Source organism: Kitasatospora sp. NPDC058492, from assembly GCF_042720685.1.
Taxonomy (GTDB): domain Bacteria; phylum Actinomycetota; class Actinomycetes; order Streptomycetales; family Streptomycetaceae; genus Kitasatospora.
In genome coordinates, this window is record NZ_JBHXMU010000001.1 from 326,973 (window position 1) to 340,065 (window position 13,093).

The following is a 13,093-nucleotide window of genomic DNA, read 5'->3' on the forward strand; positions in this document are numbered from 1 at the left end:
GTCATCTGAAATTTGCACAACTGCCTTTTGGCAGTACTGCCACTTCCGGAATGGTGTGGGGCGTCGGCGGCCGCACTCCCCCAGGCCGCCCCCGCTCCCCTCCCCCCTCCCCCGAACCGAGGAACCATGAAGCGGCACACCCACCTCCTGGTAGCGGCGGCCTGCACGGCCGCGCTCACCCTCACCGCCTGCTCCGCCTCCGACGACGCGCTCTCCGGCGCCGGCGCCGGGAACACCGGCGCGGCGAACGACGGACCGGCCGTGGACGGCGGCACGCTCAAGATCGGCCTGGACCGGCCGTTCGCCAAGCTCGACCCGGCCGACGGCACCCTGACCTCGATGCCGATGATGGTCCTCGCCAACGCCCTGTACGACCCGCTGATGGTCAACGGCGACAACGGCGCCGTCCAGCCCTACCTCGCCAAGTCCTTCACCCCCAACGCGGACGCCACGGTCTGGACCCTCGACCTGCACGAGGGCGTGAAGTTCAGCGACGGCAAGCCGCTGGACGCCCAGGCCGTCGCCGACCACGTCACCCGGCTCGCCAAGCCGGAGAGCAAGTGCGCCTGCGCCATCGACGCAGCCACCATCGGCGCCACCACCGTCTCCGGCCCGACCACCCTCACCTTCACCCTCAAGGCGCCCGACGCCGCCTTCCCCAACCTGTTCACCCGCTCCCTCGGCTACGTCTCCGAGGCCCCGGCCGGCGACTCCCCCGCCGTCGGCTCCGGCCCGTACACCGTGGAGAGCGTGCAGCCCGGAGTCTCCGTCACCCTCGCCCGCAACCCCGCGTACTGGGGCGCCAAGGGCCACGCCGACAAGCTCGTCTACCGGGTGCTCACCGACACCGACAGCCGCTACCAGTCGCTGCGCTCCGGCGACACCGACCTGATCTGGACCGAGACGCCCAGCCAGTTCAAGCAGGCCTCCGCCGACGGGCTGCGCCGCGCCACCGGGCCCGGCGGCACCACCACCATGGTCTTCAACACCACGTCGGCGCCCTTCGACGACGTGCGGGTCCGCCGGGCCGTGCAGTACGCGATCGACCGCGAGGCCCTGGAGAAGGTCGTCTCCCTCGACCAGGGCGCCGTCTCGGACGGCCCGATCGGCTCCCGCTCCCCGTACCGCACCGCCCCCGGGTACCCGGCCCACGACGCGGCCAAGGCCCGGGCGCTGCTCGCCGAGTCCGGCCACCCCGACCTCGCCTTCGACTACCTCGTCGACAGCCGCCCCGAGGGCCAGCAGCGCGCCACCGTGCTCCAGCAGATGCTCGGCGAGGCCGGGATCAAGGTGACCATCAAGCCGCTCGACGCCGCGGGCCTGGGCACCGCGATGCTCCAGCGCAAGTTCCAGGTGATCGACTTCCCCACCAGCATGTTCGGCGACACCGACACCGCGCTCACCAGCCTCTACCTGCCCAACTCGCCGTACAACTTCATGAGTTGGTCCGACCCGGAGACCTCGAAGGCGATCGCCGAGGGCCGCTCCTCCACCGACCCCGCCCAGCGTGCGGCCGCCTACCAGCAGGCCGCCCGGCGGGTCGTCGGCGAGGTGCCGATGGCCTTCCTCACCGAGAACACCGTCGGATTCCTCGGCTCCGCCAAGGTCGGCGGACTGCCCGACCTGTCCAAGCGCACCGTCCTCAACGTCTCCCCCGCCCCCCTGTGGGTGAAGCGGTGACCCCCCGCACCCGCACCGCGCTGCGCCACGGCGGGCGGCTCGGCCGCGCCGCGGCCGTGCTGCTGCTGGTCACCGTCGCCGCCCTGTACCTGCCCCACCTGATGCCGGGCTCCCCCGCCGTCGCCGCCCTCGGCCCCACCGCCACCCCCGAGCAGATCTCCGCCTACGAGGCCGGGCTCGGCCTGGACCGCAACCTGTTCGCCGCCACCTGGCAGTGGATCGCCGACGCCCTGCACGGCGACCTCGGCCACTCGCTGTCCACCGGAGCCGCCGTCACCACCGAACTCGCCGACCGCATCCCCGTCACCCTCGAACTCTTCCTCGCCGCCCAGCTGGTGGCACTCGCCCTGGCCGTGCCCGTCGCCCTGCTCTCCGCCTGGCGCCCCGGCGGCACCTTCGACCGGATCGCCACCGCCGGCACCTTCGGCTGGCTCGCCGTCCCCGGCTTCGCCCTCGGCCTGCTGCTCATCTGGCTCGCCGCCGTCCAACTGCGCGTCCTGCCCGCCACCGGCTGGACCCCGTTCACCGAGAACCCGGCCGAGAACCTGCGCCACCTGGTGCTGCCCGCCCTCACCCTCGGCCTCACCGAGGCCGCCGTGTTCACCCGCACCCTGCGCGGACAACTGCTCGACACCCTCGACCAGCCGTACATCGCCGCCGCCCGCAGCCGCGGCATGGCCACCACCCGGCTGCTGCTGCGCCGCGCCCTGCGGCCCTCCAGCCTGCCGCTGGTCACCCTGGTCGGCATCGGCATCGGCACCTCGCTGGGCGGCTCGGTGCTGGTCGAGTCGCTGTTCGCGGTGCCCGGCGTCGGCAGCCTGGCCGCCGGGGCCATCTCCGGCCGGGACTTCCCCGTCGTCCAGGCCGTGGTGGTGGTCAGCGCCCTCGGCGTGGTCGCGGCCACCTTCGCGGTCGACCTGCTGTACCGCACGATCGACCCGAGGATCGCCCATGAGCACCGCTGAGACCACCGCCGTGACCGCCGTGACCGCCGAGGCGGCCCCGGCGCGCACCGCCCGCCGCCGGCCCCCCGCCGGCGTGCTCGCCGCCGGGGCCTGGCTGGCCGTGGTCGCCCTCGCCGCCCTGCTGCTGCCCCTGCTGCCCGGCTTCGACCCGCTGCACGGCGACTTCGCCCACCCCGCCGCCGCCCCCGGCCCCGGCCACTGGCTGGGCACCGACAGCGCCGGACGGGACGTCCTGCAGCGCACCGTCGCCGGCGCCCGCGCCTCCTTCACCGTCGCCGTCCTCACCATCCTGGTCGGCCTGCTCGGCGGCGGAACGCTCGGCCTCGCCGCCGGCTGGTTCCGCGGCCCGCTCGACAAGGCGATCGGCTTCGCGACCGACCTGCTGATGTCCGTGCCCAGCCTGATCCTGGTGATGATCGTGGTCTCGCTGCGCGGCCCCAGCCTCACCGTGATCGGCACGCTGATCGGGCTGTTCACCGTCCCGCACTTCACCCGGGTGGTGCGCGCCGTCGTGCTCTCGCTCAGCGAGCGCGGCTTCGTCCAGGCCGCCCGCATGCTCGGCACCGCCCCGCTGCGCATCCTGCGCCGCGACATCGTCCCGCACGTCGTGCCGGCCGCCCTCACCTTCGCCTTCACCGCCACCACCGTCGCCATCGTCGCCGAGGGCTCGCTCAGCTTCCTCGGCTTCGGACTGCGCCCGCCGGAGCCCTCCTGGGGCGGCATCATCGCCGAGGGGCGCACGGCCCTCGGCAGCGCGCCGTGGATCTCGCTGGCACCCGCGGCCGTGCTCTGCCTGACCGTCCTCGCCCTCAACTACCTCGGGGAGCACCTGCGTTCGGGTGGCCCCGCCGGCCCGAAGGGAGCGCGCGGATGACCTCCGCCCCCGACCTCGACTCCCCTGCCCTTGCCGTCCCGGCGCTCGACGGACCTGCCCTCGACGTCCCGGTGCTCGACGTCCGCTCGCTGGACACCGTCCTGCACACCCCCGACGGCCGCGCCCTGCACGTCCTGCACAGCGTCAGCCTCACCATCGCGGCCGGCGAGTGCCTCGGCGTGGTCGGCGAGTCCGGCTCCGGCAAGTCCGTGCTCGCCCGCGCCGTCCTCGGCGTCGAGTCCCGCACCACCAGGGCCGTCGCCACCGGCGAGATCCGACTGAACGGCGAGGACCTGCTCGCCGCCTCCCGCACCCGCCGCGCCGAACTGCTCGGCACCGGCATCGCCATGGTCCACCAGGACCCGATGACCTCGCTCAACCCGGTGGTCCGGATCGCCGACCAGGTCACCGAGTCCCTCACCAACCGGCGCCGGCTCTCCCGGCGCGAACGGCTGCGCACCGCCACCGAGTTGCTCGCCGCCGTCGACGTCCCCGACCCCGCCCGGCGGGCCCGCGCCCACCCGCACGAGCTCTCCGGCGGCCTGCGCCAGCGCGTCGGCATCGCCGCCGCCCTGGCCGGCGAACCCGCCCTGCTGCTCGCCGACGAACCCACCACCGCCCTCGACGTCACCGTCCAGCGCACCGTCCTCGACCTGCTCGACCAGCACCGGCGCAGCCGCGGCCTCGCCACCCTGCTGATCACCCACGACATCGGCCTGCTGTACGGGCGGGCCCGCCGGATCGCCGTCATGTACGGCGGCCGGATCGTGGAGACCGGCCCCACCGAGGCCGTCACCCGCCACCCCCGGCACCCCTACACCGCGGCCCTGCTGCGCTCCGTACCGCGGGTCACCGGCCCGCTGCGCCGCACCCTGCCCGCGATCCCCGGCTCGCCGCCCGACCTCACCCGGCCCACCCCCGGCTGCCCCTTCGCCCCGCGCTGCGAACTGGCGACGGACCTCTGCACCACGACCGCGCCCCCCACCCACACCGCGGCGGACGGCCACACCGCCGCCTGCCACTTCCCGCTCACCGCGCCGTCTGACGCGCCGTCGTCCTCGCATTCGTCCTCCCCTTCGCCCTCGCCCGATTCCTCGCCCGATTCCTCGCCCGATTCCTCGCCCGACGAACTGGAGCCCGCGGCGTGACCACCGCCCCCGACGCCGCTGCCCACGCAGCCGTCGCTCCCGAAGCCACCGCACCCGGAACGGCCGTCCTGGAGGCCACCGGCCTCAGCGTCGTCCACCGCACCCGCTCCGGCCCGCTGCACGCCGTCAGCGGCGTCGACCTGGCCCTCCACCCCCGCCGCACCCTCGCCCTGGTCGGCGAGTCCGGCTCCGGCAAGAGCAGCATCGCCAAGGCCCTGCTGCGGCTGCCCCCGCCCACCACCGGCACCGTCACCCTCGACGGCACCGACCTCGCCACCCTCTCCCCGCGCGCCCTGCGGGCCGTCCGGCCCCGCCTCCAGATGGTGTTCCAGGACCCGCTCTCCTCCCTCAACCCGCACCGCCGGGTCCGCGACCTGGTCGCCGAACCCCTCGACGCCCATCCCGACCCGGCCCGCGACCGCGAGCAGGTCGTCACCGAGCAGCTGTCGGCCGTCGGCCTGCCGCCCGCCCTGTTCGGCGACCGCCGCCCCCACCAGCTCTCCGGCGGGCAGGCCCAACGCGTCGCCATCGCCCGGGCCCTGGCCGCCGGACCGCGCGTCCTGATCGCCGACGAGGCGGTCTCCGCCCTCGACGTCTCGGCCCAGGCCACCGTGCTCAACCTGCTGCGCGGGCTCACCGAGGGACGCGGACTGGCCGGCCTCTTCATCTCCCACGACCTCGGCGTGGTCCGCGCGGTGAGCGACGAGGTGGCCGTGCTCCAACTCGGCCGCATCTGCGAACGCGGCCCCACCGAAGCCGTCCTCGCCGCCCCGGCCCACCCCTACACCGCCGCCCTGCTCGCCGCCGTCCCCGAACCCGGCCGCCCGCTGCGCGACACCGGCCTCCTCCCCACCGACCCGCCCTCCCCCCTCGCCCCGCCCAGCGGCTGCCGCTTCCGCACCCGCTGCCCGCTGGCCGACACCCGCTGCGCCACCGAGGAGCCGCAGCTGCGGGAGGTGGCACCAGGCCGCGCGGTGGCCTGCCACCGACCGCTGATCGACGCCGCCACAGCGTCCTGACCAGCCGGACGCACCACGGGCCCCCGGGCCGGGAGCCCCACTCCCGCCCCGGGGGCCCCTTCCGTTCCGTTCCGTTCCGGCCGCGGACGGGCCTGCGTCCAGGGCGCGCCGTCGGCGGAAGCGACGGACGACGCCCCTGCCGGGCTGTCACCTGGCAGGGACAAGGCCTTCGCGCCCCGTTCGCACCCCTTCACGCCGGTGACGATTCGCGTACGCAGACTTACCGTTGGTTGCGACCACGGGTCGCACCCGGCGACCCGGCGTACCGGAGGTCCCATCATGCGACGCCTCGTCACGACGATCGGTACCCTCATCGCCGCAGGGACGCTGGCCGTGGCCGTCCCCGCCTCCGCCCAGGCCGCCACGGGCACCCTGACGTTCTACAACGTGATCTTCCCCGGCGGGTCGGGCGTCGGCCCTGGCGTGCCCTACCTCGACCCGGCCCCGGGCTGCTACGACGTGCCGAGGGAGGCGCACGGGCCCCTGTCAGGCGTGAACAACGCGACGGACAGCACGGTCCGCTTCTACTGGGGCGAGGACTGCACCGGCGGATCCCTGTTCAGCGTGTCGGCCGGCCGTTCGGTCAGGTTCAACTCGCACCCGCGCTCCTTCAGGGTCGAGAGCTGACCCTGAACCCGAACGCACCCACGCCGGCCCCCCGCGACCGAAGCGCGGGCAACTCGGACACAGAAACGGCCAGTTGGACAGCGACAACGTCGCTGTCCACACCGCCCGATCTGCGGCGGCGAGAGCCAGCCGACCGAGCCGGATGGCCCGGCTGGAGCCTCACCATGTAGTTGTCGGGCGTCTCGTCGTAGCACGTGGCCAGGCTCCGCCACGCTCGGATCCCGTGGGAGACCGGTTTCCCACCCGCGCTGCCGCGCCTCTTTCGGTACGTCCCGGTCAGACAGCGGAGAGGTGCAGCTTGAACGGCGAACCGTTGGAGCTGGGCGTCCAGCCGTTCGACCGCCCGGCCCGAATACCTGCGGCGACTTCGCGCGGCAGGACGACCTCAGCCGGCAGCATGTTCGGTTCGAGCACGGCCGGCCGACCGGTCTCCACGACGAGCGTCGTTCCGGGACAGGCCGCGTCCTCCACCATGTAACCCAAGGTGATGCCGTCGTAGTCGCAGCACGGTTTCCTGCTCACTCGCCAGCGGTACTCGACGCCGTCGACGACAATGCGGCGGGACCCTTTCTTCGCCAGTGCCACTCTTTGCCCTTCGGCCTTCGACTGCTCGTATATGTGTATCGCCAGTCTCCCTGTACGGCACACGCGTGTCACCGGGTTCGGCGCCAGAGCTGATCACGCAAGGCCGAGGAGCGCGAGGGGGCGGCGTGCGTCGCGCGCGTTGCGGCGGAGGCCGGCCGCAATGTTCCTGACGCCGCTCAGCCATAGGACTCCAACAGCGAGATTGCGCCAGGTCGCCATGGCGCGGGGGACGTTCCCGGTCCGCAGTTGGGAGGCGTCCTCGGCGAAGGTCGTGTCGCGGACGTGGTGCAGGGCCTCGATCTTCCAGTGGTTCCGGATCAGTTGCGCGAGCTGGGCGGGAGTGGCCTGTTCGGCGGTCAGGCTGGTGACCTCGTAGATGGTCGCGATGGTGGTCTTGCCGGTCTTGCGGTCGGTGCGGCGGCGCTTGACCTGGACCGCCTGGCAGGCGCCGGGGAAAAGCAGGTTGTTGACAGTGGCTACCTTGATCCGGCGGATCTCGGAGCGACCATGTCCCGTTCCCCGGGTACGCACACCGACGGCGGTGCGCCGATCCGAACCGGCTGGCTGGTCGGGTGCGACGGCGGCCGCAGCACGGTGCGCCGGCTCGCCGGGTTCGACTTCCCCGGCACGGCCCCGGAGATCACCGGCCACCAGGCGATAGTGGAGATGACCGGCTCCGAGGCCCTGGGCGCCGGCTGGAACCGGACCCCGGTCGGGACGTACGTGCACGGGCCGGTGCCGGGCCGGATCCTCACCGTGGAGTTCGACGGTCCGCCCGCAGACCGCCAGTCGCCGGTCACCGCCGAGGAGTTGCAGGCCAGCCTGCGCAACGTCAGCGGCGTGGACGTGACGATCACCAAGGTGCACAGCGCGACCCGCTTCACGGACAACGCCCGCCAGGCGAGCACCTACCGCGCGGGCCGGGTGCTGCTGGCCGGCGACGCGGCGCACGTGCACTCCCCGTTCGGCGGCCAGGGGCTCAACCTCGGCATCGGCGACGCGATCAACCTCGGCTGGAAGCTCGCCGCCACCGTGCAGGGCTGGGCGCCGGAGGGCCTGCTGGACAGCTACACCGCCGAGCGGCACCCGATCGGCACCTGGGTCCTGGACTGGACGAGGGCTCAGGTCACGCTGATGCGGCCCGGGCCGGGCAGCGGCGCGCTGCGCAACGTCGTCGCCCAGCTGGCCGACACCGCGGCCGGGACCACCTACTTCGTCAAGCAACTCTCCGGCGTGTGGCAGCGCTACGACCTGCCCGGCGAGCACCCGCTGGTGGGCCGCAGCGCGCCGGACCTCGTACTCGCCGACGGCAGCAAACTGGCCGACCACCTGCACGACGGCCGCGCGCTGCTGCTGGACCTCACCGACGACCCCGAGCTGCGCGCCCGCGCCGACGGCCACCGCGACCGGCTGCGGATCGTGACTTCCCACTGCCCCGAACAGCCCACGCTGGCCGCCCTGCTGGTCCGCCCGGACGGCTTCGTCGCCTGGGCGGGCGGCAGCGGTGAAGCCCCGGACGGGCTCGGCGAGGCGCTCGGCAGGTGGCTCGGCGCAGCTCAGGGCTGAGCTCAAGGCTGAGCTCAGGGCTGAGCTCAAGGCTGAGCTCAAGGCTGAGCTCAAGGCTGAGCTCAGGGCTGAGCTCAAGGCTGGCGCAGGACGGCGGCTGCCAGGGCGAGCGCCAGGTCCTTGCAGGGTGTCGATCGCCCGGTCGAGTTCGGCGGCCTGCTGCTGGCAGCTGCCGCCGGTGACGCAGTCCTGGAAGGAGTCGATCCGCAGGTAGCCGATCCCGCCCGGCAGCGCGCCGACTCCCAGTCGGCCGTTGCCGGAGCCGAGTTGGAGTGTCGGTGCCGGGGAGGGAGCCCGGACCGGTGGGAGGGGCCGAGCAGACGCCTCCCACCGACGCGGATCCCCGGCAACCAGGCGCCGTGACGGCACCGTCCTCGCCCGGCGCGTCCGACCCGTCGGGCCTCAACCCGAACGTCCGGACGCACTGCGGGTGGGAGAGCAGCCACTTGGCGGCTTCGCCGACCGGCCGGGCACCGCCGGGATCGCGGCGGCGGTCTGATTCAGGAGGTCAGCGTCTTGCTCGCCAGCACCTTCCCCTGAGCGTCGTACGCGGCGAGCTTGACGCCTTCGAACGGGTATGCCGTCGAACCGTTGGGGGTCTTGCGGCCGGGCGGCCCCCAGACATAGCCGGTGGCGTAGCCCGGGTTGCCGGGAAGGGAGGCAACGGTGGCCCAGGACGCCTGGCCGTCTATCTCGATGGTCATCCGGGCCACCCGCCCGGGCCCGTGGTAGATGAGGTTGTACAGACCCTCCTGGTACTGCGGGGGGTTCCCGTAGTACTGCATGACGATCTCGGTCGCTCCGCCCGCCCAGGAGTGCCCGCCGCACCCCGGACCGCTGCGGTAGGCGGGGGCGTCGTGGATGCAGATCTCCTGGTCGTTCAGTTGCATCCACCAGTCCTGGCGGCCCAACGACAGTTGCTGGCCAGGCTCCACCACCACGGCCTCGGGAGCCGGCCCCTCCGGTACGGCCAGGGCCTGCGAGGCCGGCCCGACGGTCTGGACCGCGCGCTGCGCGGACAGTACCGCGCCCGTGCCCGCCACCACCGCGAGCGCGGCCACCACAGCCGACGCGCCCATCGCCACCCGGCGCCCCCGCTGCTGCCTGCGCACCTGGACCTGCACGGGTCCGGCAGACCAGTCCCCCACCGCGACCCGGGCCGCTTCATCTCGCAGAGCGCCGCGCATCATGTTCTCGGTGTCCATCACCTGTTGTCTCCGTTCGTGCCGTCGGTCGTCGAACCGGTGTCCGCCGCATACAGGGCCAACGCCGGGTGTCCGCGCAGTTTCGCCAGGCCTCGGCTGGCCTGGCTCTTGACATTGCCCAGCGAGCAGCCGAGCGCTTCGGCGACCTGGTACTCGCTCATGTCCTCCCAGTAGCGCAGGACGACCACGGCCCGCTGGCGCTGTGGCAGTTCCGCCAGCGCCTGGAGCAGCACCGAGCGTTCCTCGACGTCGCGGTGGCCACCGCCCGCGGTGTGCGCCCGATCGGGCAGGACGGGCATGAGCAGTTGCCTGACCCGGCGCCGCCGGTGACGGCTCAGGTTGTTGTTCACCAGGGCCCGGCGGATATAGGCGTCCGGCTCCTCCAGACGGCTGATCCGGGACCAGTTCCTGAAGACCTTCGCGAAAGTCGCCTGTACCACGTCCTCGGCCTCGTGGTAGTCGCCGGTGAGCAGGTAGGCGGTGCGCACCAACTGCCGCCAGCGCGCGGCGGCGAACCCCTCGAAGTCAAGCTCCCGCAGGCCGGGGCCGCCCGCGGAAGCCGGTGCCGTGACGGACGGGGGCGGGTCCTCCACTGGGATGTGCAATACGCTCACGGTCATCCGATTCCTCTTCGCGTCCGCGCGACGACCCAACCGGGCCATCGCTCTGCCCTACTCACCGCCGCACCACCGAGAAGGTTGCACACGGGCGCCGACAACTGGTGCACGGCGAGTCGGTAGTCTCGGCGCCGGGTCCGGGGGGCCCGGCGGCACGTATCAGGCGGTCGAGGTGATGGCTCGGGTGATGGCTCGGGTGACGGCCGTGATCGGCGGGGTCGGGCGGCCGGGGAGTCGCGCCACGAGGACCCGGCGGAGCTCGGGAGGTGCGCCTTCGACGTGCAGCAGGCTCACCCCGGGCGGCAGCACCGGGGAGAGCCGGGAGGGCACCGTTGTCACCCCGAAGCCGCCGGCGACCAGTTGGAACGCCCGTCGGGGAGCCGGGCCGACGCGTTCAGGCGGCTACTGGGCCAGCACCACGGTGAAGACGAAGAGGACGACGGCGAGGACGATGGTGCACAGCACCGCGGCCCTCACGGGCGTCAGCCGGTCCCGGAACCGCTTCTGCGGCAGGACGCGCTGGCTCGGACTGGTGTTGTGCTTCCACCAGTCGACGACCCGCCGGAAGTCGGTGTCGAAGTCCTCCGACGGGTGGAGGTCGCTGGCCATCACGGTGGACATCCAGTGGCGCCGGCCGTCGGTGGTGTGGATCCGGGCCACACGTGTGGGCGCGCCGCGGCCTTGGATCTCCGACACGTCGATCCAGGAGATCTGTTGCCAGGAGTAGGTGCGGCCACGGCCGAACCCCCAGCAGATGGTGACTCCGTCGGTGCCGACCCTGCTCCAGTACCGCATGGAGAGGAGGCGGCTCGCGGCGGCCAGCGCCACGGTCCCGCCGACGAGTAGGACCATGGGGCCGAGGCCGAGGTGGAACTTCAGGTGGCCGGCGACCAGTTCGACCGTGACGACGATGAGTACCGGCCCGAGATCGGACCAGTCTGGGCGGAATCTGTCTTTCCCCCGGAAGATCAGTTCATTCACACTGCGCACACTACGCCGCCCTCGACCCGGCCTCGCAAGGGGATGGGTAGAGGGCCGTGTGGCTCCCGTCAGGGCAGGTCGAATACCGACAAGTCGGCTGGTACCGCACCTGGTTGTGCCGACTCGTACTGAACCTCGCGCGGCACGAGGACGCTGCCCGGCTTCCCGGCTTCTCCGAGAATCCGCCCCAGGCCCGGTCAGCCGGCACCGGCGCATCGCCCTGATCCGCAAGGTCATGATCAGCGACGAGCTCCCGCCCATGGAACGGGTCGCCACCGCACTGATCCTGCTCTGTGCCCAGCCCATTCCGGCGGCTGGTCCGGCTCACCATCCGTGAGGTCCAGCACGAAGCCGATCAGGTCGCACTCCGGCTCGGCGATCCACCCACCCCAGTCCCCGAGCCCTTCACCGGCATACTCCTCAACTACATCCACACCGCACGGCCGAACCGGCCGAACAGCACAGCTCCGGCCAGTGGCTGAAGGGGCCCGGGGTGGTGAAGGTGAGGGTGGCGAAGCGTTGGGCCATGTGCTGGTGGGTGGCGGCGTCCGGGTGGAGTTGGTCGGGCAGCGGGAGGGCGGCGGCGTCGGCCGGTCCGTAGAGGTCGCGGCCGTCGAGGTAGTGGAGGTTCGGATCGTCGGCGGCCCGCTGTTCGACGATGCGGGCCAGCTCGTCCCGGATGACGCCCAGCGTCAGCTTTCCGCTCGCGCGCTCCGCGGGGTCGCCCGTTGCCCGGAAGCGGAGTTGTCCGGTGCTGAGAGCGGTGAGGTCGATCGTGCTGGGGCCGGGTGTGTCCTCGACCATGGGGCACAGGATGGGCGAGACGACGAGCAGGGGCGTTCGGGGGTGGCCGTCGCGGATGGTGTCGAGGAAGCCGTGGACGGCGGGGGTGAAAGCGCGCAGGCGCATCAGGTCGTGGTTGACCACGTTGATGCCGATCTTGACGCTGATCAGGTCGGCGGGGGTGTCCCGCATGGTGCGCGCGGTGAAGGGGTCGAGCAGGGCGCTGCCGCCCAGGCCCAGGTTGATCAGTTCCACGTCGCCGAGGGCGGCGGCCAGGGCGGGCCAGGTGCTGGTGGGGCCGGCGGCGTCGGAGCCGTGGCTGATGGAACTTCCGTGGTGCAGCCACACCTTGCGGCCTCGGTCCGGCACGGGCTCGATGGGGGCGTCGGTCCGCAGTGCGACGAGTTCGGTGGTCTCGTTGTACGGCAGCCAGATCTCGACGTCCTTGGTCCGGTCGGGCAGGTCGCTGAAGCGGAGGGTGCCGGCGGTGCCCGGGCGGCGCTCGGCGGTCCTGGTGGTGATGTCGATGGTCAGCGTGTCGCCGCCGGTGACGACGGCCTGACCGGCCAGACGGCCGTCGACGAGCAGGTCGTAGACGCCGTCCGGGCGCGCCGGGGCACCCACGTAGGCGGTCTTGGTGGGCAGGGTGTCCAGTTCGACGGCGGTGGCCCGGGTGCGGAAGGCCAGCCGTACACCGGAGGGCTGGGACTCTGCCCTGGCCAGCTGCGGGTCGGCGCACTGGGCGCGGGCCCAGGCGGGCAGTCGGTGCGGCAGCAGGCCGCGCTCGGTCTGCTCCAGGTCGAGGGCTCCGCGCAGGAGGTTCGCGGTGATGGGTGTGGTGATCCAGGCGTGCGGATCGTGCTGGTGGTGCATGGTGTCGGCCTGCCCGTCGGGGTTGTCGTGGTGTTGCGATTCATTCGATCGTGGTGTTTCGATTCATTCGATGGGGGTGCCGGGGGGGCGGGGCCCTTCACCAGGCGGCTGTGCAGGGTCTGCTGGGGCTCCGGCCAGGCATCTAGATGTCTAGCCGTCCAGATGCCGAA

General features: G+C 72.8%; 12 protein-coding genes and 2 pseudogenes. 7 read left to right on the forward strand and 7 right to left on the reverse strand.

Features of this window, described 5'->3' with window-relative positions; all coding sequences use genetic code 11:
- Window positions 1-126 precede the first annotated feature (126 nt).
- From ACFWPI_RS01350 to ACFWPI_RS01375, 6 genes are all read left to right on the forward strand, one after another.
- Complete coding sequence (locus ACFWPI_RS01350; RefSeq protein WP_380376292.1) at window positions 127-1,680, forward strand: ABC transporter substrate-binding protein; 1,554 nt, start codon at window positions 127-129, stop codon at window positions 1,678-1,680.
- Entirely contained in the window at window positions 1,677-2,645 is a 969-nt protein-coding gene (locus ACFWPI_RS01355; RefSeq protein WP_380376289.1) for an ABC transporter permease, read from the forward strand. The genes ACFWPI_RS01350 and ACFWPI_RS01355 overlap by 4 nt, the downstream gene beginning before the upstream one ends.
- Complete coding sequence (locus ACFWPI_RS01360) at window positions 2,632-3,519, forward strand: ABC transporter permease (protein WP_380376287.1); 888 nt, start codon at window positions 2,632-2,634, stop codon at window positions 3,517-3,519. The genes ACFWPI_RS01355 and ACFWPI_RS01360 overlap by 14 nt, the downstream gene beginning before the upstream one ends.
- On the forward strand, window positions 3,516-4,667 hold the full coding sequence (locus ACFWPI_RS01365; protein WP_380376284.1) for an ABC transporter ATP-binding protein: 1,152 nt from the start codon (window positions 3,516-3,518) through the stop codon (window positions 4,665-4,667). The genes ACFWPI_RS01360 and ACFWPI_RS01365 overlap by 4 nt, the downstream gene beginning before the upstream one ends.
- Entirely contained in the window at window positions 4,664-5,686 is a 1,023-nt protein-coding gene (locus ACFWPI_RS01370; protein ID WP_380376282.1) for an ABC transporter ATP-binding protein, read from the forward strand. Before ACFWPI_RS01365 ends, ACFWPI_RS01370 begins: the two co-directional genes overlap by 4 nt.
- A 279-nt stretch (window positions 5,687-5,965) precedes the next feature.
- Complete coding sequence (locus tag ACFWPI_RS01375; protein ID WP_380376280.1) at window positions 5,966-6,313, forward strand: hypothetical protein; 348 nt, start codon at window positions 5,966-5,968, stop codon at window positions 6,311-6,313.
- A gap of 276 nt (window positions 6,314-6,589) precedes the next feature.
- On the opposite strand, the gene ACFWPI_RS01380 is transcribed toward ACFWPI_RS01375, so the two are convergent.
- Together ACFWPI_RS01380 and ACFWPI_RS01385 are read right to left on the reverse strand one after the other, a co-directional pair.
- Window positions 6,590-6,898, reverse strand: coding sequence for a hypothetical protein (locus tag ACFWPI_RS01380; protein WP_063352105.1), 309 nt, complete (start codon window positions 6,896-6,898; stop codon window positions 6,590-6,592).
- A 93-nt stretch (window positions 6,899-6,991) separates the two neighbouring features.
- Complete coding sequence (locus ACFWPI_RS01385) at window positions 6,992-7,429, reverse strand: transposase (RefSeq protein ID WP_380376277.1); 438 nt, start codon at window positions 7,427-7,429, stop codon at window positions 6,992-6,994.
- Here ACFWPI_RS01385 and ACFWPI_RS01390 point away from each other — a divergent pair.
- A pseudogene (locus tag ACFWPI_RS01390) lies at window positions 7,427-8,464 on the forward strand (FAD-dependent monooxygenase); the annotation flags it as partial. The gene ACFWPI_RS01385 and the pseudogene ACFWPI_RS01390 sit on opposite strands and share 3 nt — an antisense overlap.
- A gap of 500 nt (window positions 8,465-8,964) precedes the next feature.
- Here ACFWPI_RS01390 and ACFWPI_RS01395 read toward each other — a convergent pair.
- The 5 genes and pseudogenes from ACFWPI_RS01395 to ACFWPI_RS01415 all read right to left on the reverse strand — a co-directional run bounded on the left by ACFWPI_RS01395 (window position 8,965) and on the right by ACFWPI_RS01415 (window position 12,923).
- Window positions 8,965-9,669, reverse strand: coding sequence for a hypothetical protein (locus tag ACFWPI_RS01395; RefSeq protein WP_380376274.1), 705 nt, complete (start codon window positions 9,667-9,669; stop codon window positions 8,965-8,967).
- Window positions 9,669-10,289, reverse strand: coding sequence for a SigE family RNA polymerase sigma factor (locus ACFWPI_RS01400; RefSeq protein ID WP_380376271.1), 621 nt, complete (start codon window positions 10,287-10,289; stop codon window positions 9,669-9,671). Before ACFWPI_RS01400 ends, ACFWPI_RS01395 begins: the two co-directional genes overlap by 1 nt.
- 156 nt (window positions 10,290-10,445) lie before the next feature.
- Window positions 10,446-10,649 (reverse strand): annotated as a pseudogene (locus ACFWPI_RS01405) (LysR family transcriptional regulator); the annotation flags it as partial.
- 39 nt (window positions 10,650-10,688) lie between these two features.
- Window positions 10,689-11,267, reverse strand: coding sequence for a hypothetical protein (locus ACFWPI_RS01410; protein ID WP_380376268.1), 579 nt, complete (start codon window positions 11,265-11,267; stop codon window positions 10,689-10,691).
- A 420-nt stretch (window positions 11,268-11,687) separates the two neighbouring features.
- Window positions 11,688-12,923, reverse strand: coding sequence for a GDSL-type esterase/lipase family protein (locus ACFWPI_RS01415; protein ID WP_380376265.1), 1,236 nt, complete (start codon window positions 12,921-12,923; stop codon window positions 11,688-11,690).
- Window positions 12,924-13,093 lie beyond the last annotated feature (170 nt).